The following is a 23,199-nucleotide window of genomic DNA, read 5'->3' as shown; positions in this document are numbered from 1 at the left end:
CAGAAAGGCTGTTGCATGAGCGTCATCATGGTGAACGCCACCAACCTGCTGCCGTACGAACCGTCGACCGATCCCAAGCCCTTGCGGGTGAGCTCCGCCGAGGAAACCGAATACGGCTCCGTCAACATCAATGTCGGCGGCGGCATCACCACGTCGGCCTGGTGCAACAAAATCACCGTCCGGGTGCCGGTCGGCGCGGGGGCCGAGCACCTCACCACCGAAGGCGCCGATATCAAGACCGGTGCCAGCACCGGCTGGACGCCGTCCGCCCCCACCGTCTCCGGCGGCTTCGCGGTCATCACCTTCACCCCGGCCCGCGCGGTGCAGTTCACCGGGCAGATCGTCACCCTCACCCTGTCCAACATCGCAGTCAACCGCACGGCGGGTCAGGTCTCCATCGCGATCATCGAAAGTTCGTCAAGGACGAACGGGAGCTTCACCAACAAGGACGCCGCGGTCGAGGTGGACAAGTTCCCGGCCGGGTTCGTGTTCCGGAATTTCGCGCCCGAGAAGATCATGGTGGAGAACGGTGAGGTCGCCGTGCTCCGCTGGGAGGGCTCGGACGCGAAGTACACGATGCACTGGGGCGACACCCCCGCCGGAGTCCCCCTCGACAAGGAACGTGTCTGGTCCACCCCGCGCGGCCTGACCACCGTCACCGGCTTCATGCTCCGCGCCGAAGTCACAGCCGGTGGCGTCACCCTCACCCACACCCTGACCACGGCGGTCACCGTACGCATTCCTGACCTCGTCGTCAGGAACCTAACCGTCCAGGGCCCGGCCACGTTCGCCGACAGCGTCAGCCTCAGCAACACCGCCAAGGACCTGACGGTCGCCGGATCGGTGCGGGGTGCGGGCAGCAACCCGCTGCGGGTCAGCCAGAACGCGGGCCTGAAGGTCGACGCGGTCCTGAACGTCACCGGGGCGAGCACCTTCAACGGCGACGTGACTGCCAACGGCTTTGTCACCGCTGTCGGGGCCGGGAAGGTCGTCCGGATCGCCGACCTCCGCGGCCCGTACGGCGAACCGCTCAAAATCAACAGTCACGTCAACGTCTTGCCCGGCAACAGCGTCACCATCACCGACAATCTCACCGCCAACGGCAATATTATGGCCGGAGGGAATCGGGTGCTCCGGGCGGGCGACTCGCTCCGCTTCGTGGGCTTGTCGAGCAGGTACCTTACGGAAGATTACGACTATGGCGGCGAGTCTTTGAGGGTCACTACTGATAGGACCCTCTACACAAACGCCCGTTGGAAGGCACAGCATGTCTCCTCTGCCAGCTCGTTTGAGGAGGAGCCGGAGGGAAAACAGAAGCCGGAAGACCGCGCACAGGATGAGCGGACCCTCACCCCAGACCCGGAACTCTGACCCGGCCGCCGGGGGCGCCGGCGCAGCTCACGCATTGGCCCCGGTCACCGTCAGTTCTGCCGGCGCGGGCACCATTCTGGTCGGTGATGTGTAAGAAGCCGTTGTCGTACCGATCTTGCTGGACGTGGGTTCGACGGTGGGAACGCGGTCGGGTGGTCTTGCCACATGCAGAGCATGAAGACAGGGCCTCTGGTGCAGCTCGGGGTTGTCGAGACCTTAAGCGCGCCAGGAGGCCCTGTTGTCGCAGTTGTACGCCCTCGCGCCAGTCCGCTCCAACTCGGCTGCCCGGGAGTGTGATTGCCTCGCCCACCGGTTCGGGAACGCCGGGAACAACCCGCACAGGCGTCCGAGATACCCCTCGGACATGACGGACGCGGAATGGGCCGTCGTGCGGGACGCGATGCCCGTGCCCTCCTGGCTGGAAGGCCGCGGTGGGCAGCCGGAAGGCTACTGCCACCGCCGGCTGGTCGACGCGGTGCGCTACCTGGTCGCGGGTGGCATCACCTGGAGGGCGATGCCGGCGGACTTCCCCGCCTGGGACCGCGTCTACGCGCTCTTCCGGCGCTGACGGGACAAGGGCCTGGTCGCCGAGTTCCACGACCGGTTGCGGGATCGGGTCCGCGAGGCGGCGGGCCGCGATCCGGAGCCGACCGCGGGCGTCATCGACGCCCAGTCGGTGAAGGCGGCGGCGTCGGTGCCGGCCGCAGGCCGGGGCTTCGACGGCCTGGAGAATCCTGGTCAAGCTGCGCTGCTGCCCGCGGGCCGAGCCACCGCAATCGTGCAGGCCGTCCTCGTCCTGCACCACGTCGAGTCACCGCGCTACGAAGGATGAAACGGCTCACTGGATGCCGGCTCGTCTGCGATCGATGTGCCGGCGCGGCCGCCGGTGCCCGGCAGGTCCTCGGCGAGCCGGCCTGCGAGTGCGGTCACCGGGCATCGACCGGGTGAGGACGCCGAGTGTGAGCAGAGCGAGCGCCGGCAGCACGGCGACGATGATTCCCATCGGCAAGGCGTCGGTGGCGCCACCCGCGCCGGCCAGCGGAGCAAGTGCTCCGCCGAACATGAACTGGCTGAAGCCGAGCAGAGCGGCGGCCGACCCGGCGTGTCCGCCGTGGTCGGCCAGGGCCTGGGCCGCGGCGTTCGGCATGACCAGGCCCACGCTGGAGACCAGGACGAACAGGCCGATCAGGAGCACGGGCAGGGGTGCCCGTGTCAGCACCGCGCCCAGGACCGTGGTGCCACCGGCTGTCGCGCCCAACAGACCGGCGAGCAGCAGCACGCGGGCGCCGGCCCGGGCCACCAGCCGGCCGCTGATCTGGGCGGCCACGATGAGTCCGGCGGCCACGATGAGTCCGGCGGCGTTGACGGCGAACACGGCGCTGTACTGCTGCGGTGACAGGCCGTGGATTTCCTGCAGGATGAACGGCGAGCCGGAGATGTAGGCGAACATCGCCGCGAAGACCAGGCCGTTGGCCAGGACGTACCCGGTGAAGACCCGGTCGCTGAGCAGCTGCCCGACGACAGCCGGCAGCGGCTGGCGTGACGCGGAGGGCCGGGTCTCCGGCAGTCCTGCGGCGGAGGCCGCCAGCATCACGGCGCCGAGTACGGCCAGGGCCACGAAGATTCCAGGCCAGGCCGTGACGCGCAGTAGCTGGCCGCCGAGGACCGGCGCGAACACCGGCGCCAGGCCGGTGATCAAGGTCAGTGCGGAGAAGAGACGTGCGGTGCGGGTTCCGGAGGTGCGGTCGCGGACCATGGCGTTGGCGATGACGATGCCGAACGCCCCGCCGATGCCCTGGACCAGGCGTAGGCCGACGAAGGTCCGGAGGTCGGGTGCCACCGCGCAGAGCGCGCTGGCGATCGTGTAGAGGGCGAGGCCCGCCAGCAACGGACGCCGCCGGCCGTAGGTGTCGCTCAGCGGCCCGGCGATCAGCTGCCCGATGGCCAGCCCGGCCAGACAGGCGGTGATGGTGAGCTGGGTGGCCGCGGCGCTGGCGCGCAGGTCGCCGGCGAGGTCCGGCAGTCCGGGCAGGTAGCCGTCGATGGACAGTGGTCCCAGGGCCACGAGCGCTGCGAGCAGGACGACGAATCGGGTGTGCCGGCCGGCGGCGTCGTTGCTCATGGCTCAGTACGCCACGGTGATGCGGTGGCGGATCGCGGTGCCGCTCTCGATCGTGTCGGCCAAGGCGATCGCGTAGTCGGCGTACGAGATGCGGCTGTTGCCGTCGTCGTCGGTGAGCAGGGTGTCCCCGGCGCTGCGGTAGGCCCCGGTCCGCTCGCCCGCTCCGATGACCGCGGCGGGCGACACGTACGTCCAGTCGAGGTCGTGCACGCCGCGGTAGAGGTCGAGCGCTTCGGACTGGGCCTGGGCGTTGGCCTTCCACAGCGCGGGGAAGTCCGGGTCGTCCATGACCCGGGCGCCGGTCGGCGTGCGCAGGCTACCGGCACCGCCGATGGTGACCAGGCGGGTGACGCCGGCTCGGCGGAGTCCGTCGATCAGCGCACGGGCGGCACCGACGATCGTGGCGCGGTCGCTTTCCTGGCCGATCCGGGGGCCGACGGCCGAGAGCACGGCGTCGTGGGAGGCGGCGAGGCCGGCGACCGCCGCGGGGTCGGTGACGTCACCGGTGGTCACGGTCAGGGCCTTGTGCTCGAGGCCGTCGACGTGGCCGGCTCGGGTGACCGCGGTGACGGTGTGGCCGCGCCGCAGCAATTCCTCCGTGGTGGGCCGACCGATGTTGCCGCTGGCACCGAACAGGACGATCTTCATGTGTTGCTCCTTGTTTCTGATGGTCAGAGGACGGGCTGGCCGTCGGCGATGATGGCCGCGGTGATGCCCCGCTCGTCGGCGGCTTGCTGAAAGCGCTGCTCGATGTCGGGTTGTTCGGTGTAGAACGGCGGGTTGTGGAACAGGCCGTAGTGCATGGCGCAGACGGTGCCGGCGCCGAGTGCGACGGCGGCCTCGACGCCCTGCTCGGGGGTCATGGTCGCCGGGACGTTGGCCGCGTAGCCCTCGAAGTGGGCGATGACGCCGTTGACCGGGACGAACGCGACGTCGAACGGGCCGTGGTCACGGGCGATCTGCCACCAGCTGCCGTGCCACTGGGTGTCGCCGCAGTGGATGACCCGCCGGCCGGCGCCTTCGACGACCCAGGCGACCTGGTCACAGTCGTTGCCGCGCCAGTCCAGCGAGGTCACCGGGGTGACGGTCAGCTTTCCGATGCGCCGTGACCGGCCCAGGTCCTGGGCAACGGGGGTGATGCCCGCCTCGCGCAGCCCGGCCGCGCTCGGGGTGTGGCAGCCGATCGTACCGGTGGCCGCGATCCGGGCGATCAGGTCGTGGTCGTAGTGGTCGGGGTGCAGGTGGGTAATGAGGGCGTGGGTGCCGGGCGGGGTATCGACCGGGTCGACCGGCCGGTGCGGCGGCCCCATCACCGGCGCCAGCGGAGCGACGTTCTCGAGCGGGTCTATCAGCAGGCGGGTGTCGCCGAGACGGATCTCGACGCCGGCCCAGGCCAGCCGACGCACGGAAAGGGTGGTGGTCATGGGCAGCGACGCTAGACCGACGTTGTTGAAAAAGTCAACAAGAGAGTTTTGAATCTCAACGTCGCAATGTAGGGTGGTGGCATGCGCACCTACGGGCAGTACTGCGGCATCGCGAAAGCACTGGACACCATCGGCGACCGATGGACCCTGCTGATCGTCCGCGAACTGCTCGCCCTGGGTCCTTGCCGGCACACCGACCTGCGCAACGGGCTGCCCGGGATCGCCAGCAACCTGCTGGTCGCCCGGCTCCGCGAACTCGAGGAAGCCGGCCTGATCCACCGCGAGGCCGCCCCGCCGCCGGTGGCCACCACCCTGTTCTCCCTCACCGAGCGTGGCCGCACGCTGGAGCCGGTGCTGCAGGAACTGAGCCGATGGGGAATTCCGCTGTTGCGTGAACCGGCCGGCAGCGACACCTTCCGCACCCACTGGCTGGACATGCCCGCCCGGGCACTGACCGACCACCGCCCCGACCAGCCGGCAATCGCCCTGCAACTGCACGCCGACGGCAACGAAGACCTGGTCATCGAAGTCAAGGACGGCTCGGTGCACACCCACGCCGGCCGGGTCGACCACCCCACCGCGTCACTGACCGGACCGCCGCACCTGCTGGCCGCGACCCTGCTCGGCGACCTCGATCTGAGCGCCGCAGTACAGCAAGGCCTGCGGCTCAGCGGCGAACACGAGGCAGTACTGCGCATCCTGCCCCGCTGAACGACCGGCCGCTCGCGAGACTGCGACCTCAAACTCTACCGAGTCTGCGCCGGTCTCAAAAACGGTCCATTGAGCGTTTTCCAACTGGCTTTGGGCAGCTGAAGGCGCGTATCGGGGTATAGCGCGGGGTCGGGTGAGGCTCCCGGTAGGTGCGACGCAACAGTGAGTTCGGCTCGGTGCGTAAGGAAGAGCTCCATGCCCTCCGCACTCCGGTCCCAGAACCCCCGGAAATCCTGACGTTTTGCAAGGAGCCCGTCAGGCCGGACCCGCTCCAGAATGGCGAGGGTCTCCTCTATCGCCGTCAGGATGGGGCTTCGCCACCACGCATCTGGATCTACGCCAAGGGCTCCAACACCCAGACCTTGGGGCTGCTCCGCACCGCTCCCGGCGCAAACTGGAGTGGATGGGACTGCCTCAGCTGCGCCGACCGCTGAGTCCTTCCCCGTCGCGGGGGCTCGACCGCGTTCGACCATTGCGAATGGCCCCGGGCGGTATGCGTTCCGCCCGCAGTGGCTGCGACATTTGCAGTCCCGACCCGCTGTAGCTCCACCGGCGGGCACGGCGGCGGCGATGCGGTCGCCGCAGGGAGGCCGACCGCAACGAAGCGCGCCGCCAGCCCCGACTGGAGAGGAATCCTCTTCCCCACGGCTATCGCGTGAGAAAGAGGTGTCCTCGTCGCCAGGTTCCGGGAGTGAAGGGCATCGGCGCCAAGACGGCCGGCGCGCTCCTGGCCGGCGGGCTCACCCTTGAGGCCCTGCCCGACTCCGGGCGCCTTACCGGAGCGAAGGGAGCGGCCATCACCGCGGGCTGGAGCGATGTGCTGCGGTGGCGCGAGCTCAGCCGGATGCGGCGGGACGTGCCCGTCACCTGGCAGGCCACCGGCGCCGTCAGCCCGCTGCTGCCCAAGCCCGCCGACGTCGTCGAGAAGCTGGGCCTGTGGTGACCCGCACCGGTTCATCCCGGGGGTCCGGCTTCCCGGACGCATGGTGCCCTCATCGGTATGACCGCACGCACCCGGCTCGCTCTCGCAGCCGCCATCACCGCCACCCTGTCCCTGGGCGCGCCCCTGGCGGCCGCCTCACCGTCCGCTTCTGCGGCCCCGGAGCCCACCCCGGCTCCTCTGGTCCGCACGGCCAACCCGGTACCGGGTCAGTACATCGTGACCCTCGACAGGCTCGTCGATCCGGCCAAGACCGCCCAGAAGCTCGGGCTGAAGCCGACGTTCCTCTACAGCAAGGCCCTCAACGGCTTCGCCGTCCCCCTGACCGATCTTCAGCTGACGATCGTCCGCCACAGCCTCGGCGTAAAGGCTGTGGAGGAGGACGCGAAGGTGTCCTCCCCCGCTTCGGAGGGCGTCCCCGCCCCTTCCGCTCCCCGCAGCCCGACCACGCTCTGGGGGCTGGACCGCATCGATCAGCGGAACTTCCCCCTCGACGACGACTTCACCGCCCAGGGCAACGGCGCCGGAGTGACCGCCTACATCCTGGACAGCGGCATCGACTACCAGCATGTCGAGTTCGGCGCCGCGCCACATTCGGGTTCGACGCGATCGGCGACGGCAGGAACGGCGCGGACTGCAACGGTGTCGGCGTACTCCTCTGACTGCTCCGCCAGGTACAGATATACGTGCCCCACTCGATGGTCGATGAGGTGGGCCCCGGTTCCGGCCTGCTCTGGCCCCACTCGCGGGTTCATCGGGGTAGGAACCGTGGGGCGGCCGTCAGGATGTACTCGCTGAGGCGTTCGCGGTTGTGGAAGGCGGAATGCAGGAGGACGGCCAGCTCCGTGAGGGCCTCGAGGTCGGGGCTTGTGACTACGAAGGTGCCGGCCTCTGATCCGAAGAATCGGAGCTTGTCGCCGTTTTCGGGCATCTGGGAGTGGGCCAGTGACTGGGCCAGGCCTTCCCAGCCGTGACCGTGGCATTCGGCGTTGTGTTCCTCGAAGACGTCGGCGACCTGCTCCATGTCACCGTCGAACAGATAGAGGCAGTGGGAGCCGTCGGACTCACTGTGTTCGTCCAGGTGGAACGGGGCCAGGGCTGATGCATCGGTCATGCGGCGATGGTAGAGATCGCCGTGTCCCGACGCCGGTCCGGTTGGTTTATCAGGATGAGCGGGTGTGCGTCCTGGCGATGATCGGTCAGGCTGCGTCGTCTCGTTCTCGTTCGATGGCGGCGAGTCGGTTCTTGAGGCGAGAGCTTGGGCCGTTGATGGAGATGACTCCGCAGTGGTGGAGGAGGCGGTCGAGGATGGCGGTGGCCAGGACCTCGTCGCCGAACACCTGAAGGTTTCGTCAGTGGCGGAGCCCGGTGCGGCCCCGTTGTCGTACAGCCGCCGGCGCAGGTGGAGAAGGGTGTTGGTGTCGGCCACCGCCGCGTGTTCCACGAGCAGGTTCCGGATCCGCGGATCGTCGCCGTCGTGCACGGCCCAAACGATCCCCTCGATGAGCCGACGGATGTCGGGTCGACGTGGTCTGGGTAGAGGCATCGGATGCTCTCCTTCACCCAGCCGGCCACCGCCGCATCGTCCGCGCTCGACCGCCCGGCGGGCCGGAATCTGGTGGCTCCAGCCGTGTCTCCGCATCTGGGAGATCCCCGACAGCGGAACCGCCGCCCGATCATGGTCGTGATCCGGGCGAGCGTCCACCGCCGATCAGGCCGGCCGTGAGCGATCGGCCCCTTGGCCTACTCCTCCTCTAGCACTGCGAACAGTCGGTCATTCAGCTTTGGACGGAACACCGGGCCGCGGGAACGAACCGCGTCCTGGCCTGCCTCCCCCAGGACCGTCGCCACCGCTGCACGGACCGAACGCTGACCCGTTACTCCTTCGCGATCCCCGTACTGCCCCGCCCATCGGGGAACAGCGCGACCGCTTCCATCCGGACCCGCTCACGGAACGCTTGCCTCTCCGCGGTCAGCCCCCCACCCCTGCGGATAGCTCACACACCCGGCATATCGCGACGATCACCGATCGTCAGCCCCTACGACAACCCACCTTCAAAGTCAGTAACGATCAGATGGTCGGCATGAATCGGCCGGGGCGGCTCAGCGCGCATCGCGTCGCAGCCAGCTCCGGGCCCTGCGGGGCTCGGGCAGTTTCGCCACGCCGCCGACGTCTTGCCACCCGCTGTGCGGCTGCGCGTTCCGCAGTCGCGCGTGCCAGGGACCGTCCGCCATGATCAGATGAACGAGGAGCGGACCCTCTGGCAGCGGCACGGTCTCCCGGCGGCCACCGATCTCATTGACGACGGCGCCTCCGGGATCCGGCAGCGTGGTGGCGTCCTCGTGCTCCGCCAGTCTGTGGATGAAGACGGCGAAGTTGCTGTCGCCCTGGTAGCGGAAGGCGACGTCGGCCGTCCCTCCGGTATGCAGCAGGATGTCGGGGCCCCAGCCCTTCAGCCGGTCCTCGGTCAGACGGCGGGCTTCCGCCAGCGGCAGGATCCGCGCCTTCCAGGAGCCGCGCGCCTTCAGCCGCAGTCGCAGACGCCCGCTTCCGGGGACGGAGGCGAGCACTCTGCCCCGGAAGTCCTCCTCCAGGCTGTTGACGAGGGCGTCCCCCTCTTCGTTGGACTCATCGAGCGGCTGCAGGGCTGTGTGTCCTTCACCCTTTACGGCCAGTTCGACCATGACCGGGCCGGGCGGGAGATCTACTGCGGTAATCACGTCGTTGTCCCGGCCGGTGATCGTACGTGGCGCGAAGACGGTCCCGAACGTCCAGCTCGACGGGCTGTCCGCAACGGGCGGGTCGGGGAGGGGGGTCGGGCTCTGGATCTTGGCGAGGGTCGGGATGGGGACCGGGGCCTGCGGCAAGTCCGCCGGCGCTTCCTCCGCCACGTCCACGCCGTGGTCCACCGCCAGGCCGACAAGGCCGTCCAGGTAACCCTGGCCCACCGCACGGAACTTCCAGCCGCCCGCCCTGCGGTACAGCTCCGCGAGGACCATCGCCGTCTCGCCGCCGGCATCCGTGACCTCGTACCCCGCGACCGTCGTCCCATCGAGCCCGAAGACCTCCACGGACAGCCCGGGCACGTCCCGCAGCACGCCATCTTCCGTCGACGCGACGATGAGAACGCGGGTGACGGCCTGCTCGACGCCCGCCAGGTCAATATCCAGCCAAACTATGCCGTCCTCGCCATCGGACAGCCGTACCGCGCCCGACGAGTGGACCGGCACGCCGTGGAACACGATGTCCGTGTCCCCCCGGACCCTCCCCTGTTCCGTCAGCAGCAACGCCGCAACATCCATATCGTTCCGGACGGCAACGCGCAGTGCCGTCGTCGGGACGAAGGCGTTGTCTCCCTTGATCAATCTTCTGAGCATGACCGGATCTTGCGACCGATTGCGGCCTTGCGCAAGGCTCCGGTCGCACAGGGCGACCGGAGCCTTGCGCAGTACCGCGAGTATGAGAAGCCGGTCGTGCCCAGCGAACCTGTCGGATGCCAAACGTCTTCGTCTCCAGAAGACGGTCACGCGGTCCACCCCCGGGTCCCGCCACGCGATGAAGATTCTTTCAGGAGAATTGGTTGGTCAAGGTATGTCAGAACGCCTGAAGGTGGTACGCCAAGACCGGCCCCTCGCCCCCGACGAATCCGGCCAACCCAGGACGGCTTCGCGCAGCTTGGTGACATACGCGGTGGGGGTGTCGAAGCGGGGGACGTCGGTGCGGAAGCGGACGTCGTCCCGGAGCTGGTCGACGACCCAGGTCATGAAGTCGGCGCCGGTCTACTCAGCTTGTTCCTATTCTTCCGGACACGTCCGCTGAACCCCCTCCTGAGCGATCAAGTTCGGGACGCCGTTCAAGGCCGGAAAAAGAACAAGCTCGCAGGCCGGGCCGGACCGCCAGGTAGCTCTCGCCCAGACCGGCCCCCAGCCGTGGACGTACGGCGCCTCGGCGTCCCCGCCGAGGCGGACCAGGAGGCCGGCCGCCATCAGGTCCCCGGCCCTCCGCGCCATCACCACCGGCCGGCGCACCGGCAACGAAACCCCCAGCGCGCGCCGGCCGCTCCGCCGCCGCGAACGCGTCCCGCACCACCAGGGCAGCGCGGACGCCCTCCACGTCGACCTCGTCCATCAGGTCGTCGGACCGGCCGGCCGTGGCCCGGACTGCCAGGCGGCGACTACGGTGCGCATCGGCTCCCACCCAGCGCCGGGGCGAAGGCATCTTGAGCGGCCGTGATGAGCTGAATACCTGTCTGGAAGGGAGATATGACCGTGACAGAGGACATGGACTGGACGGACTGGGCGGAGCGGACCTCAGAGGACGGGCAGCGCATATCGCGGACGCGGATGGGCGTGCGCATCGCCACAGAGGACTGGGGGCGCAAAGTGCTCCGGCTGAAGCTGCAACGGCTGACCTACCACCAGAGTGACGGTGTACGCCGGATCGAAGCACCGCGCATCTTCCAGGGCGAGGCCGGACTCGCTACGGGAGTCGAGATCCTCACGCCGGGCAGGCCTCGCCGATTCGTTTCCTTCGGTCAGGGGGGAAGCCGGATCCACCTGGACGACGGCGTGGAGTTCTTCGCCTACACCGAGCTCGACGACGGAGAGTACATCGTGCGCCTGAGAGAAGACGCGACGACCACCTGGACCATCGGCCACGAGTACCTCAAGGCCCCCTTGCCGCCCTACGAGTTCACGTTCACCATCGAGGGCAGCGCACCACCATCGGCCAAGCCCCGCCCGGAACCCTCGGCCTACGCCCCCGAGGGCGACCCCTACTTCCCCTCCTTGTGGTGACCGGCGGCCGCCGCCAGGCCGACGACCTACGCCCCCAGGCCCCCAGGCCCCCAAACACGGAAGGCCGCGGTCAGCTCAGGTACTCGTAGCGGGCCGGCCGCGAGCCGGCCGCCTTCGTGACCCCAAGAGCCTCCGCCGCCTTCAGGCCCAGCACTACCTGTGTCGCCGGCGCCTTCTGGGGCAGACGACTTCTACACGCTCAAGAACGAGTCGTCGCGCTACGAAGTGCCCGACGGCAAGTGGGGGACGGTTCCCCACGGGTAAAAGGTGTGGGCCTACAAGCCCATGGGTGTCTGCTTCAATCAATGGGCACAGTGAATAAGATTTGATTACGACCTGAATGAGGTGCAGCCCCATGGCTCGAGCCACACGCACTCTGGCCATCGGGGCTGCCACCATCTTCTTACTCGCCGGATGCCAGGCGGATAAAGAGAATGAACCGCCGGTCGATGAAGAGCGGAACTTTCGGCTGATCAAGCTGGAATCTACTCCCGTATCAGGCGACCCATTGACTGATACCAAAGGCCCCGTTCATGTTCTCGCCGAGCTAAAGTTCGGGCAGGATCGAATCATCGCGTATGTGAACAATAATTCCTGTGGAGTTCTGTCCGAGAGCGAAAGTCAAACGGATACGCTGCACCTGGTGTCGAAGTGGCCAACTCGATGGGAAGGCAGCAACCCCTACCCCGCTGGCCCCTACAACACTGTCTCCGGGGCCGGGGCTCCCGAGACCTGGGCGTCCATGCTGTGCAGCGAAAACGCCATGGTGATCGACTACGTTTCCACTGAACGTGCCACCCCCGACCAGATTCGTGGCCAGGTGTCCGTCACTCAAGTCAGCGAACATCCCGCCACCTTGAGGATCACGGTGGCGGAGCCCACCCTGCGCCAAAAGATCGAGGACAAGGCACAGCAGTCTCCCCAGCCCAGGCCCCAGGCAGTGTCTGACAAATGATCACGGGCTGGTTTCGCGGAGCCAGAGGATCAGCGAGGCCAGGACGACTCCGGCCCGGTAGCGGTCGGCGAGTTTGTCGAATCTGGTCGCGATTGCGCGGAACTGCTTGAGGCGTGCGAAGCATCGTTCGACCACGTTGCGGTCGCGGTAGACCTCCTTGTCGAATGCGGGGGGGGGCCGGCCGCCGTGGCGCCCTCGGCGCCTGCGGTTGGCCGCCTGGTCGCGGCGCTCGGGGATCGTTACAGCGATGCCGCGGCGCCTCAGCAGGTGCCGGATCGCCCGGCTGGAGTAGGCCTTGTCGCCCAGGACGCGGGCCGGGGTCGTGCGCGGGCGGCCAGTACACCCAGCTCCGGCTCGCCCGGCCACTCGCCGAAGACCTCCGCCGACCCTGTGTCGATGCAGGGTGTGGGCCTTGGCTGGTGTGCCTGACGCCACGATGTTGCATGCGATGCAACTGCGGCAGAGGGGCGACGGCGAGCTCCTGGTGACCGAATCCCTTGACTGCGTCGGCTGTGCCCGGTGCCGGTGGGCTGGATGGGGCAAACCTAGACTGAGCTGCGGGGACACGACGAGGGTGTGAGGTCATGGATGTGGGTGGGCGTGTGAGCGGTGTGGGGGAGCCTCCTCTGGTCGCCGCTGCTCGGGCGGGGGAAATTTTCCTGGTGAAGCGGATTCTGGAGGAGGACGGGGATTACGACGAGCGGGCCGCTGCGTTCGGTGTGGCTGTCCGGGCGTGGCGCGGGGACATCGCTCAACTGCTGCTCATACGTGGCGCCGATGCCGGCCAGTGCGCGCCGGACGAGCTGGTGTCCCTGCGTGAGGCGGTTGATTGGGGTTCGCCCGCGCTGGTCGAGGCTCTCCTGGACAACAGCATCCGGGACAGGTATGCCGAGTCCGAGCTGCTGGAGATGCGGGATCTCGTGCGAAGCTGGCACGAGGCGGGGGGCGAAGCCGAACTGCGGCGCCGCACGGGCTCCGGGGACGACGTCGTCCGGACCAGGGTCCAGGACGACGAGCACTACACAGTCGGCGAGCTCACTCTCGGCGGAATGACCGTACGGGACGGTCACGGGGCGATCCTCACATACCTGGAGGAACTACTCGGTATCCGCACCTCGTGTGAGGAGCTGATGGCACGCGCGTTGGAGCACGACCAGGACCACACGACGTGGGGACGGGCCGCCATTCTGCTGTCTCACCGACGTGATCAGGCGACCTGGACGGCTGCCGCGGCCTTGCGCGCTCATACGGACCCGGCTCACCGCTTGTTCGCTGCCGAGCTGATGCGGCTGATCAAACTTTTCGCCGACAGCCACGAGGACGAGTTCGCGGTCCTCGCCGTGGACGCCCTCACCGACTGGTCGGCCGAGGAGACGGACATCGCCGTCCTCACAGGGGTGCTGCACGGCCTTGATTCGTACTCCGGACCGCGCGCCGAAGCGACCCTCCTGGCCCACATCGGCCACCCCGATGCCGGTGTCCGGCAGGCGGTGGCCAACGGGCTCGGTACGCGGTTGGAGTCCGGGGCCTTGTCCGACGAGGCTCGTGAGGCACTCCTGTCGCTGATGACTGACGTCGACACGGACGTACGGGTCGCGGCCTGCCGCCAGGCCGGTGAGAGCAGGAACGGCGATCCCGTCCTGACCGACGCCATGGCGGCTCTCCTTCACCACCCGGAGCGCCGGGTCCAGCTCGTTGCCGTGTACGGTCTTGCGCTCCACGACGACGAGCGGTGCGTGGAAGCGTCACGACGTCTGGGCCCGCCGCGGCCCGGCTTCCGTGACGAGGAGATGGGCTACCTCGACGCGGCGTGGCGGTACGAGTGGCGCCGCGACGGCATCTGACGTCAACCTGAGCCTCTCAGGTGCTCCGGAGCCGGGAATACCGCACAGGTCGAATGACGCTCCCCGCCAACTGGGGCCTCGGCCTGGTCGGCGGCCCGCCGTGAGGCGTATGCCAACGACCAGGGTCAGGCAGCCTGCTGGACATCGCGGCGGGTTGCGGCGGAACCGCCGTCGAGTTCATCCCCGCCCCGTAGCCCAGTGACGGCAGTGCTGAGGGCGACCACTCCGCGACGGGTCCGTAACGACGTCCGCGCGACTTCGCCCGACGCCGAGGCTCGCGTCGCCCCCCACACCGAGCCGACCCCGGCCGTAGCGGCGGCGGCCCGGTGACCGCGCCCGCGGTCGACGCCGGCGTCATCGAGGCCCTCGAGCAGGCCCTCAAGCGCCAGGAATATGGTCTGCCGTCGCCGGAGCGCACCAGATGCCGCAGGCGGCTTATGCGCTACGGGACTCGGAGGCTATCGAGACGGCTCTGGCCCCGTTCGAGTGTCCGGCCAATAACGAGACGAAACGTATTGCATCACTCCGGGGTGTACGTCATGATGGTGACGCACGATGGCGAGACGATCCGTCTCGTCTTTGTCGAACATGTGGGGAGCGGTGCCATGAATCAGCGGTTCGTCCAGATCGACCCGACGGTGCGACTGTGGTCCGAAGTGCGCGGCGACCCCCGGAATTCCACCCTACTTCTGATCATGGGGGCCGGGGCGTCCGGGCTGGGCTGGCCGGAGGAACTGGTTGATGCGTTCGCCGTTCACCACCGCGTCATCCGCTACGACCACCGGGACACCGGCCGCTCCAGCTTGAGTTTCGACACGCACCCGTACCGCATCGTCGACCTCGCCTCGGACGCGATCGCCGTCCTCGACGCGCACGAAGTCAAGCGGGCGCACATCGTCGGCCTCTCCATGGGTGGGATGCTCGCCCAACTGTTGATCGCCGATCATCCCGAAAGGCTGCTCAGCGCGACAGTGATGGGCGCCGGCGCTCTCAGCAGCACCCCGCTGTCGCACCCGGACGGCTCCCGAACTCCCGTGGACCGGCTCCCGCCCATCGACGCACGAATACTCGAACTATGGTCCCACCCCCACGAGGACCGCGGCCTGGAGGACGAGCTGGACCACCGCGTGGAGCACTGGCGGCTGCTAAATGGTGATCAGATCCCCTTCGATCCCGAGGAGTTCCGAGCCTCGGAGCGCCGCATCGTCGAGCACTCCGGGCGCTACCAGGCACCCACGACCCACGGGCGCGCGGACCACTCCGGCATGGACCGCACCGAGGAACTTGCGCGCACCGAGGTGCCGACCCTGGTCATCTCCGCCCCGGCCGAGCCCGTCTTCCCACCGCCGCACCCCGACCATCTCGCCCAAGTGATCTCCGGGGCAAGGCTGGTGGAGATACCGGGCATGGGTCACGCCCTGCCCCGCGCCGTCCACGTACCCCTGGCCGCGGCCGTTCTCGACCACACCCTGGCCACGGACGCCCACGCCCGATCAGGGGCGGGGGCGTAACCTCGATCGCCTGATCGGCGAAGCGCGGCACCCGGCGAGGAAGACCCAGGTGGGTTCGTCAGCCGGCGGCGGACGGTGTGCCGTCACCAGGCCGCCGCTTTCGGATCATGCCTGTCTTCGGGACCGGCGGGCCTGGCCGTTTCCGAGGCGGGGGGCTCCGGAACTGTCAGCAGGGGCTGGCGGACTGGGACAGCCCTTTGGAGGGTGTGGTCTTTCCGCGCGGTCCATCCGCTGATGGACTGGTTGTGCGTATGGGAGGGGTCCTACGCGGGGCGACGGAGCCCCTCACCGACGGCGAGGTGGGGCGCCTGGGCATGCGAGCCCCCGGCTACGGCGTGTGCGGTGACGGAGGCGTGCGAGTCGGGGAGGACGGGTGCTGGCACCCCGTCCACGGGCAACTGGTGCACCGGCAGCATCCTCACGGAAGAAATACGCGGCTCGGCCCAACACCCCACCACGAACTTCTGCGGGGTAGCGCTAGCTGTATTGATCACGAGGGTTGTTGATAGTCGACGGGTGTGGTGGGAGCTGTCCAGGAACCCATTGCGCAACGGAGGTCTTCGTGTCCCACCGTAATGCCCGGCTGACCGCCCTCGGAAGGCGACTGCTGGTCGAACGTGTCCGCTCAGGCCGACCCGTCGCCACGTCGCGGCCGAGATGGGAATATCGCGGGCCACCGCCCACAAGTGGATGCGTCGGTGACGAACCGAGGGTGAGGCCGGGCTCCACGAGGCGGATTACCGACGGCGGTGGCCACAGGATCTGGGTCGCCAGGCCGGCCGTGCCACCCGCAACTCCATGGGCTTCGACCACGTCCACTCGGCGGTCGACGACCACTCCCGCCTCGCCTACAGCGAGATCCACGCCGACGAGAGGGTCGCGACCAGCGCAGCCTTCCTGGCCCACGCGGCCGCGTTCTTCCACCGCCACGGCATCACCCGTATCGAACGGGTCCTGACCGACAACGCGTGGGCCTGCCGCAAAGGCCTGGCCTGGAAGAACGTCCTCGACGACCTTGGCGCCACCGGCCAACTCACCCGCGTCCACGTAATACTCCAGCAGGACGCCGCCCACCACGGGGCCGAGGGCGCCGCCGTGCATGAAACTCACGGACCGGATGGTGATGGCCACCGTGCGCTGGTAGGCCAGCGGGAACATGTTGCGGATCAGGGAGAGCGCCGAGGGCGCCAGGGTGGCTCCGGCCACGCCCAGCAGGGCGCGTGACGATGAGCATCTCAGGGCACTGGGCGTAGGCGGTGGCGACGGAGGCCACGCCGAAGGCGACGGCTCCCAGCAGCAGCCTGCGGCGGCCCACCCGGTCGCCGAGGGTGCCCATGGTGACGACGAAGCCGGCTATGAGGAAGCCGTGGATGTCGGTGATCCACAACAGTTGCGAGCCGGTCGGATCGAGGTCCGCGCCTCGATGTCGGTTGAGGTCAACCGCGCAGCGGCGGTACGAAGTCGAGGGCACGGAGGCGGGCACGGTGCGCGAACTCCGTGCCCGCTCGTCTCGTGCTCTGGCGGCACACGTCGAAGACAAGGCACCGGACACAGATGGACAGCTTTTTCGGTGCAAGTCCGCAATTCAAGTGGCTTGTAAGCGAGTTGGCACAAAATGCAGCAGGCGCTGACGTCCGGAGCCGAACGGTGTCGCCGTGGCGCGAAAGCTCCAGCTCCACCGGCCCCGCACGGTCAGCCGTCGGGCAGGCCCTGTCCCTGCGATGGTCCCGAGCACTCGGTGCTTGCCTGATCCAGGAACCTCTCGGGTGCCCCCGCGGCCCGGGTGCGTCAGACCGTGGACAGCCGGAGCGGTCCCCGGTGCACTTCAGGGGCGGAGGGAATTTCCTCAGCTCGCGACCACGTCGTTGCACGCCGGCTCGACGTACTTCTTCGTCTGCTCGGCCTTCCAATGCTCGGCCAACACGGCAGCGGCCTTCCCCTTCGCCGGCCGCGCGAACACCACCGTGCCCTCCCCGGCGTCCGGGAAGACAACACCCTCCGCATACCGGCCCGGGGGCAGCTGCTGGACCGCCACCTCGAACTGGCTGCCCGGCTCCAACAGCCGGTTGTCCTCCTCCGTCGGCGCAGTGCTCTGCGTGATCTGCGTCTGCACGGGCAGCGTCCCCTTGAACACGCTGTCGGTGCGTACCTCGAACACCTGGACTCCGTCCGAGTCCTCCACCGTCTCGTTGTAGAGCTTCCTCTTCCCCAGCACGGTGACGAGGGCGACGACGTCGGAATTGCGCAGCACCGCGGCGTCCGAGGAGAGGTCCGTCGAGCACAGGCTCTCGGTGCTCGACGCTGCCCGGTCGTAGTAAACGAACCCGCCGGCGGCGGTGAGCACCGCGACGGCGCCGCAGGCCCCGAACAGAAATACCTTCTTCATCTCAGCCCCAGAGCTTCTTGTGGTTCGCCTTGTCCGCGTCCTGCGGCCGGTTCATCGAGATCCTGATCTCTTTCCACATCAGGGTGGCGACCTTGCCCTCCGGCTTGTGGCACAGGCCCAGGGCGTGCCCCAACTCGTGCAGTGCGACGTGACGCCCGTAGTCGGCGTCCTTGCCCATCCGCTGCTTGTTGAACACGATGTAGTCGGTGAAGCCGGGCGCCGCGCGGTACCGGTACTCTCCGACAGGCGCGTCCCTGCCGCTACCGAGGTTCTCGTCCCGGAACTCCAGATCGTTCACGGTCGTAGCGCTGTCGCCTAGGATTTTGATCTTCGTCCCGCTGTACTGCCAGGCCGAGATCGCGAACTTGCGCGCATCGTCGTAGACGGTCTCGTCGGTGAATCGGATCTCCCCGTCGTCGACCGCGGACCTGTCTCTGGACTCGGACTCACCCTTCACGCAGGGGAGGGGGTCCGCCGCGTATGCCGGCGTCGGAGGAGTGGCGAGCACTGCGCAGGCCGCTGCGATGGGGAGCAGTGGTAAGCGTCGACTGTTCACACAGGGCAGCGTAGTGGTTGCGCAGAGTGCCCATTCACCGGTTCGTACCAATGCGCCGCCCACGCTCGCGCGGCGGTGATCGTCTCGACCAACCCGGTCATCCGGTACGCCCGCCGGTGTTCGCCGTGCGGGCTTCTGCTTCGGTCCAACACGGGCCCGCCAGCACGTTGTCGGCGAGACCCTCAACGTCCCCGCCCAGCGGCCGGTATACCTCCCGGGCAGGCCGGAGCAGGTCCTTGAGGAAGCCGACGATCTGGCGGAGCGAGAGCAGAACCCAGGTCCCCGCGCCGAGTCCGCCGACCCCGGAACAGATCAGGGCCAGAAGGGTGTCATCAGCGCGTGCGGGCGCGGGGTGCGAGGCCCCATGTGAGCACGCCGCTGACAGGACCAGTCCTCTCGCTGCATCAGACCCAACTCGGCGGCCGCGTCCCGGAACGCCTTGTTGCAGTACTGGCCGGCCGAGCATCCGATGACACCACGGCCCTTCTCATGGTGGAGGGCGTCCCCTCGCGGGCCGCCCAACGGTTCGCTGCAAAGGCGCCGGTCACCGGCCGCCCCCTCCGTGCCGGCCGAAGCAACGGGCGCCACCGCCCGACCCGCCGACCCACCCTGGCAGACTGCGACCTGCGACCTGCGACCTGCGACCATGAACACGAAAGCTCCTGATGACGGTCACTGCGCGCCCACTCGCCGGCTACGCGGAGGGCGAGATCGCCCGGGCGGAGATGATCGAGACCGTCGCGTCATGGCCGGTGGAGAAGAGCGGCTTCGATCCGGCCAACACCCCGCCGACCCACCAGGACAACACCCCGGACGTACTGGCGACGGCACTCCTCAACAGCCGGATCGCCGAGGCCGACCAGCAGGAAATCAACCGCCGTCGACAGCAGCCCTGACGACACCGGGAGTGAGCGTGCGCCAGGGGCGCCGGCCGGGCGCGGTTGCGGTGCGGATCAGGTCGGAGCCCGCGGTGCAGCAGCGGGGCCGCGTCGGTGAGCGTGATCCGTTCGAACTGGCCGTGACCGTCGGCGGATCCCGGCACGCACCAGACCCTCGGGCATCGTGGACTTCAAGAGCGTGCGGCGCTCCTCGTGCGGGCGGTCCAGAGCTCCGTCCCGTCCGGCTGGAGGACGTCGAGGGCGATGAAGTAGGCAAGCTGGATCGCGACGAGGTGCGACAGCGTCTCCATTTCCCCGTGCTCACCGGCCAAGATCGAGGGCCGCCCATTAGGGTCGGGAACATGACAACACCCCTCACCGGCAGTGCCTTCGACTCGCTCCGCCTCGACGCCGTCACCGACCCGGAGGCGCTGCGCCGGGCCTACGCGCTCCCCAAGGACGCGGCACTGCGCAAGCAGATGACCGAACTCACCGAGCAAACTCGACGGTTGATCGGCTGCTCATCGCTGGTCCTGGTCGCCAGCGCGGACGCCGAGGGCAACTGTGATGTTTCCCCGCGCGGCGGGCCCGCCGGGTTCGTCTCCGTCCTGGACGCACGGACGGTGGCGATCCCGGACGCGACCGGCAACAAGCGACTGGACACCCTGCGGAACGTCATCGCCACCGGACGGGCCGGGCTGCTGTTCGTCATTCCGGGGCGCACCACGACACTCAGGGTGAATGGCCGGGCCTGCGTCTCCACCCGCCCGGAGCTGCTGTCGCAGCTGACCGCAGTGGGCAAGCCGCCGGCCAGTGCGCTGGTGCTGGGGATCGAGGAGGTCTACCCGCACTGCCCCAAGTCGCTCCTGCGCAGCGGGGCCTGGAAGCCGGAGCAGTGGCTGTCGACGGACGCCCAGCCGACGTCCGCGGAGGTGACGCTGGCCCAGCTGCGAATGCCGGAGCTGACGATCGCCGGCATCGAGCAGGACGAAGCGGACTCGCTGAAGTACCGGTACGAGTAACAGGCGACCTGCCCCTCCTGGGGCGCGGCCGGCCCCGAGGCCATGCGCTGCTCGGGATGGTCTTTCAGGCATCGGGGTAGGTCGGGATCACGCGGACGATGGCGATGAGGTGGAGGGGGCAGGGCGAGCGCGTAGAACCATCCGTCGGTGAGGAGGGGGATGCGGCGCACTCCGCCGGGGACATTCGGCGGGCTCCGTCGCCGATGTCGGTGACGTCCACGCCTACGTCTGCGAGCGCCACGAGTTCGCGGGCCAGGCGCTCGGCCTCGTCGATCACTTGGTGAGGCAGGCCTTTGACGATTTGTTCGGCATCCGGGTCGCCTGGATGTTCCCGCGGATCGCAGTCCTCGACGGCGGAGGGGCAGCAGGGCCGGATGCGGGGACGTGACCAGCAACGGGTCGGGGGGCCGCGACCACGCTGCGGCTGGAACGCGACGGGACGCTCTCCCTCCACCGCCACAGAACGCAGGACCACCCGTACCGGACGGCGCAGGCCTACCTCGCCGACCTCCGGGGCGGGGTCGCTGTCGGTGCGGGATGGGACCCTCGGGGCATGAGTCACGAGCCTTTCAACTGGCCCGACTTCCTGGGGCTGTGGCAGGAGGAGTGGGTCCCGCGCGCGGACCAGGACGACGAGGGCGGTCCGAGTGTCGAACTTCCCGGCCGGCCCGGGGCGGACGAGTCGGCGATCGCCGCGGCCGAGGAGCGGTTGGGCCGGCGGCTGCCGCCCTCGTACCGGGCGTTCCTGGCCGTGAGCGACGGATGGCACGTGGACCAGACCGCCGGGGTCTACCGGCTCGGCGGCGTCGCCGACGTCGACTGGTTCGGGGATCCGTTCGACATGACCCCGATGTACGAGGAGAACCTGGACGACGACGCGCGCCAGGAGGACGTCCTGATGGCCGGGATGTGGCGTCGGGCACTGCGTCTGGAGACGGACTCCGACATGACGTACGCCCTCCTGGACCCGGGCGACCGGGGCCCGGACGGCGAGTGGGCGCTCTACGTCTACAAGGGCTGGTGCGGTGAGTTCCCCGACCGCTACCCGTCGTTCCGGGCTTACATGGAGGCCATGTACCGCGGCTTCCACGCCGATCGGGTGGAGCGGGCCGACTTCGTGAACGCGACCACGGGCGCCCAGGACGACCGTGTCGACGAGGCCCGCCTGATGGCCTTGCGCGGACGGTACGAACAGGCTCTGCCGATGCTGGAGGAGGCGGCGGCCTTCGGACGGCCCCGCAGCGCGGTCCTGCTCGGTCAGCTCCGGCAATTGTCGGCCCGCGGCAGTTTCCACGGGTACGGCGGCCTCGTCGCGGACCCGCGCTACCTGCCGGAGATCCTGCCGATGGAGGCCATCGAGCCGGCCCGCGGTGAACGGCGGTCGGGCGGCGACGACCACTGGCTGGGGATGATGGCCGCGCGCGGGGCCGCCCGGGAGAGCAGTACAACGTCCCGACGTACCTCACCGAGGTGACCCTCTGGAAGCGCCAGTCCTGACGAGCTCGTGCATGGTGGGCGATGGCGCGTCGGCGGGTGCAGGTCGGTGCGGTGGTCGCAAGGTCGCCTCTCCTGAGCGCCTCGGGAGCCGGTGGCCGTCGCCCGGCCGGGGGAAGTCGAGACTGTGACGGCGCCTGTCACGAAGGCCGCTGTCTGGAGACGTCCCCTGCGGCGGCGGCCGCAAGCATCGCCCCGAACGGTGGCCGACGGATCAAACGCAGGGCACCAGGGCCAGTCGTAGGGCGAATCGTGCCACCGCTCCGAGCGGCATCCGAACATCCGCACAGTCGTAGCGGTGGCGATGCCGCGCCATTGATTGAGCTGGTAAGTGCCTGCTTGGCGAGGCGGCCCACCCGGGCGCCGACAACGCCGTACCGGGCGAACTCGTCGGCCCGACCTGACCTCCGGTGTCGGCGCGGCCCTCGCCTCGCTCCCTCCGGACGAATCCGTGGAGTTCGTGTGGGAGGCACAACGGGGAACGATCCACCACTCGGTCGTCGACGACATCGAGTACCAGGAGCTCACCGCCTTGGTAACCGACGCGCGGGGCGGCCTGTGCCCTGTCCACCTACCCCCACGAACGCAGCTACCGGGCCTACCGGTCGCGGCGGCGCGGGACTACCGTCCTTCGCCCGACAACGCTGGGCGTCCCCGCCCCTCGAATCGGGGCGAAGGCATGGGCTCAGGGCATGCTGGTGAGTGGCCAGAGGTTTGGAGCGCCGCGTCGGATCGCCGCGCGTATGTGGACCATGGCCACGACGGCACTCATGTCGGTCTTCCCCACGGTGTAACGGACGTGATCCTTGCAGAACCAGAGCATGTTCTCGGGATGTCCCTCACGGCCGGTGGGTGGCTCTATCGCACGGAAGCGTACGAGGGTGAAACTCTCGTAGTCCTGGTCATTGTGGGACGCAGTACAGATCGGGACTGCGCAGTACGGGGGCATCACGGCTGGTCAACTCCACTCCACCGAAAGAATCATGATGACAATGCTACGTTCACCCTGGTCACCGGTGTGCCCCGTCTCGCCGCGTCTCTCTGGTTTCGGAACTTCAGGTCCCACGCCTTCGGTGTCCTCGTCGCCCTCCCGCCGGGGCCTGACCATGCATGATCCAACTTCGACGACACAAATCCCTATCCGTCGAGGTTCGGTGGCCCAGGACAAGGAGGTCCGGAATCGGCGCC

General features: G+C 68.6%; 19 protein-coding genes and 5 pseudogenes. 14 read left to right on the top strand and 10 right to left on the bottom strand.

Annotation, left to right across the window (positions count from 1 at the left end; all coding sequences use genetic code 11):
• Positions 1-15: 15 nt before the first annotated feature.
• The 3 genes from NOD94_RS05520 to NOD94_RS05510 all read left to right on the top strand — a co-directional run bounded on the left by NOD94_RS05520 (position 16) and on the right by NOD94_RS05510 (position 2,203).
• Positions 16-1,371, top strand: coding sequence for a hypothetical protein (locus NOD94_RS05520; protein WP_281204561.1), 1,356 nt, complete (start codon positions 16-18; stop codon positions 1,369-1,371).
• Between the two features lie 364 nt (positions 1,372-1,735).
• Complete coding sequence (locus NOD94_RS05515; RefSeq protein WP_281204560.1) at positions 1,736-1,939, top strand: transposase; 204 nt, start codon at positions 1,736-1,738, stop codon at positions 1,937-1,939.
• Between the two features lie 36 nt (positions 1,940-1,975).
• Complete coding sequence (locus tag NOD94_RS05510; protein WP_281204559.1) at positions 1,976-2,203, top strand: hypothetical protein; 228 nt, start codon at positions 1,976-1,978, stop codon at positions 2,201-2,203.
• Positions 2,204-2,209: 6 nt separating this feature from the next.
• Here the strand turns inward: NOD94_RS05510 and NOD94_RS05505 are convergent, their stop codons facing one another.
• From NOD94_RS05505 to NOD94_RS05495, 3 genes are read right to left on the bottom strand one after another with little or no spacing between them, the layout of a single operon-like run.
• Positions 2,210-3,493, bottom strand: coding sequence for a multidrug effflux MFS transporter (locus tag NOD94_RS05505; RefSeq protein WP_281204558.1), 1,284 nt, complete (start codon positions 3,491-3,493; stop codon positions 2,210-2,212).
• Positions 3,494-3,496: 3 nt separating this feature from the next.
• Positions 3,497-4,141, bottom strand: coding sequence for an NAD(P)H-binding protein (locus NOD94_RS05500; protein WP_281204557.1), 645 nt, complete (start codon positions 4,139-4,141; stop codon positions 3,497-3,499).
• A gap of 23 nt (positions 4,142-4,164) precedes the next feature.
• Complete coding sequence (locus NOD94_RS05495; RefSeq protein WP_281204556.1) at positions 4,165-4,917, bottom strand: MBL fold metallo-hydrolase; 753 nt, start codon at positions 4,915-4,917, stop codon at positions 4,165-4,167.
• Positions 4,918-4,998: 81 nt separating this feature from the next.
• On the opposite strand from NOD94_RS05495, the gene NOD94_RS05490 reads away from it, so the two are divergent.
• The 3 genes from NOD94_RS05490 (at position 4,999) to NOD94_RS05480 (ending at position 7,366) form a co-directional block, all read left to right on the top strand.
• On the top strand, positions 4,999-5,628 hold the full coding sequence (locus NOD94_RS05490) for a helix-turn-helix domain-containing protein (protein ID WP_281204555.1): 630 nt from the start codon (positions 4,999-5,001) through the stop codon (positions 5,626-5,628).
• A gap of 691 nt (positions 5,629-6,319) precedes the next feature.
• Complete coding sequence (locus NOD94_RS05485; RefSeq protein ID WP_281204554.1) at positions 6,320-6,571, top strand: hypothetical protein; 252 nt, start codon at positions 6,320-6,322, stop codon at positions 6,569-6,571.
• Between the two features lie 57 nt (positions 6,572-6,628).
• Positions 6,629-7,366 (top strand): protease inhibitor I9 family protein, encoded by a 738-nt coding sequence (locus tag NOD94_RS05480; protein ID WP_281204553.1) that lies wholly within the window; start codon positions 6,629-6,631, stop codon positions 7,364-7,366.
• On the opposite strand, the gene NOD94_RS05475 is transcribed toward NOD94_RS05480, so the two are convergent.
• The 3 genes and pseudogenes from NOD94_RS05475 to NOD94_RS05465 form a co-directional block, all read right to left on the bottom strand.
• Positions 7,320-7,682 carry an Imm51 family immunity protein gene (locus tag NOD94_RS05475; protein ID WP_281204552.1) on the bottom strand — a complete coding sequence of 121 codons (363 nt, stop codon included), beginning with the start codon at positions 7,680-7,682 and terminating at the stop codon, positions 7,320-7,322. The genes NOD94_RS05480 and NOD94_RS05475 overlap by 47 nt on opposite strands.
• A gap of 85 nt (positions 7,683-7,767) precedes the next feature.
• Positions 7,768-7,911, bottom strand: a pseudogene (locus NOD94_RS05470) (ATP-binding protein); the annotation flags it as partial.
• Positions 7,912-8,671: 760 nt separating this feature from the next.
• Complete coding sequence (locus NOD94_RS05465) at positions 8,672-9,934, bottom strand: TerD family protein (protein ID WP_281204551.1); 1,263 nt, start codon at positions 9,932-9,934, stop codon at positions 8,672-8,674.
• A gap of 897 nt (positions 9,935-10,831) precedes the next feature.
• On the opposite strand from NOD94_RS05465, the gene NOD94_RS05460 reads away from it, so the two are divergent.
• Together NOD94_RS05460 and NOD94_RS05455 are read left to right on the top strand one after the other, a co-directional pair.
• Positions 10,832-11,365: a hypothetical protein gene (locus tag NOD94_RS05460; protein ID WP_281204550.1), complete on the top strand. Its 534-nt coding sequence runs from the start codon at positions 10,832-10,834 to the stop codon at positions 11,363-11,365.
• Between the two features lie 355 nt (positions 11,366-11,720).
• Positions 11,721-12,320, top strand: a complete 600-nt coding sequence (locus tag NOD94_RS05455) for a hypothetical protein (RefSeq protein WP_281204576.1) — start codon at positions 11,721-11,723, stop codon at positions 12,318-12,320.
• Here NOD94_RS05455 and NOD94_RS05450 read toward each other — a convergent pair.
• Positions 12,308-12,656: pseudogene (locus NOD94_RS05450) on the bottom strand (transposase); the annotation flags it as partial. The gene NOD94_RS05455 and the pseudogene NOD94_RS05450 overlap by 13 nt on opposite strands.
• Before the next feature lie 326 nt (positions 12,657-12,982).
• On the opposite strand from NOD94_RS05450, the gene NOD94_RS05445 reads away from it, so the two are divergent.
• From NOD94_RS05445 to NOD94_RS05435, 3 genes and pseudogenes are all read left to right on the top strand, one after another.
• Positions 12,983-14,164, top strand: coding sequence for a HEAT repeat domain-containing protein (locus tag NOD94_RS05445; RefSeq protein ID WP_281204549.1), 1,182 nt, complete (start codon positions 12,983-12,985; stop codon positions 14,162-14,164).
• A 605-nt stretch (positions 14,165-14,769) separates the two neighbouring features.
• Positions 14,770-15,675, top strand: a complete 906-nt coding sequence (locus tag NOD94_RS05440) for an alpha/beta hydrolase (protein WP_281204548.1) — start codon at positions 14,770-14,772, stop codon at positions 15,673-15,675.
• A gap of 733 nt (positions 15,676-16,408) precedes the next feature.
• Positions 16,409-16,641, top strand: a pseudogene (locus tag NOD94_RS05435) (IS481 family transposase); the annotation flags it as partial.
• Positions 16,642-16,722: 81 nt separating this feature from the next.
• On the opposite strand, the pseudogene NOD94_RS05430 reads toward NOD94_RS05435, so the two are convergent.
• From NOD94_RS05430 to NOD94_RS05420, 3 genes and pseudogenes are all read right to left on the bottom strand, one after another.
• Positions 16,723-17,089: pseudogene (locus NOD94_RS05430) on the bottom strand (MFS transporter); the annotation flags it as partial.
• A gap of 432 nt (positions 17,090-17,521) precedes the next feature.
• A complete protein-coding gene (locus tag NOD94_RS05425; RefSeq protein ID WP_281204547.1) occupies positions 17,522-18,061 on the bottom strand; it encodes a hypothetical protein in 540 nt (179 codons plus the stop codon).
• Between the two features lies 1 nt (position 18,062).
• Positions 18,063-18,617 (bottom strand): hypothetical protein, encoded by a 555-nt coding sequence (locus NOD94_RS05420; RefSeq protein ID WP_281204546.1) that lies wholly within the window; start codon positions 18,615-18,617, stop codon positions 18,063-18,065.
• A 665-nt stretch (positions 18,618-19,282) separates the two neighbouring features.
• Between NOD94_RS05420 and NOD94_RS05415 the strand changes: the two genes are divergently transcribed.
• The 3 genes and pseudogenes from NOD94_RS05415 to NOD94_RS05405 form a co-directional block, all read left to right on the top strand.
• Positions 19,283-19,513 carry a hypothetical protein gene (locus tag NOD94_RS05415; RefSeq protein ID WP_281204545.1) on the top strand — a complete coding sequence of 77 codons (231 nt, stop codon included), beginning with the start codon at positions 19,283-19,285 and terminating at the stop codon, positions 19,511-19,513.
• A 344-nt stretch (positions 19,514-19,857) separates the two neighbouring features.
• Complete coding sequence (locus tag NOD94_RS05410) at positions 19,858-20,517, top strand: MSMEG_1061 family FMN-dependent PPOX-type flavoprotein (protein WP_281204544.1); 660 nt, start codon at positions 19,858-19,860, stop codon at positions 20,515-20,517.
• Between the two features lie 553 nt (positions 20,518-21,070).
• Positions 21,071-21,961, top strand: a pseudogene (locus NOD94_RS05405) (SMI1/KNR4 family protein); the annotation flags it as partial.
• Between the last annotated feature and the right edge of the window lie 1,238 nt (positions 21,962-23,199).

Origin of the sequence: Streptomyces sp. Isolate_45 (assembly GCF_024721315.2) — a bacterium.
Lineage (GTDB): Bacteria > Actinomycetota > Actinomycetes > Streptomycetales > Streptomycetaceae > Streptomyces.
Note: the sequence above shows the minus strand (reverse complement) of the source record. Positions and strands in the feature narration are given on the sequence as shown.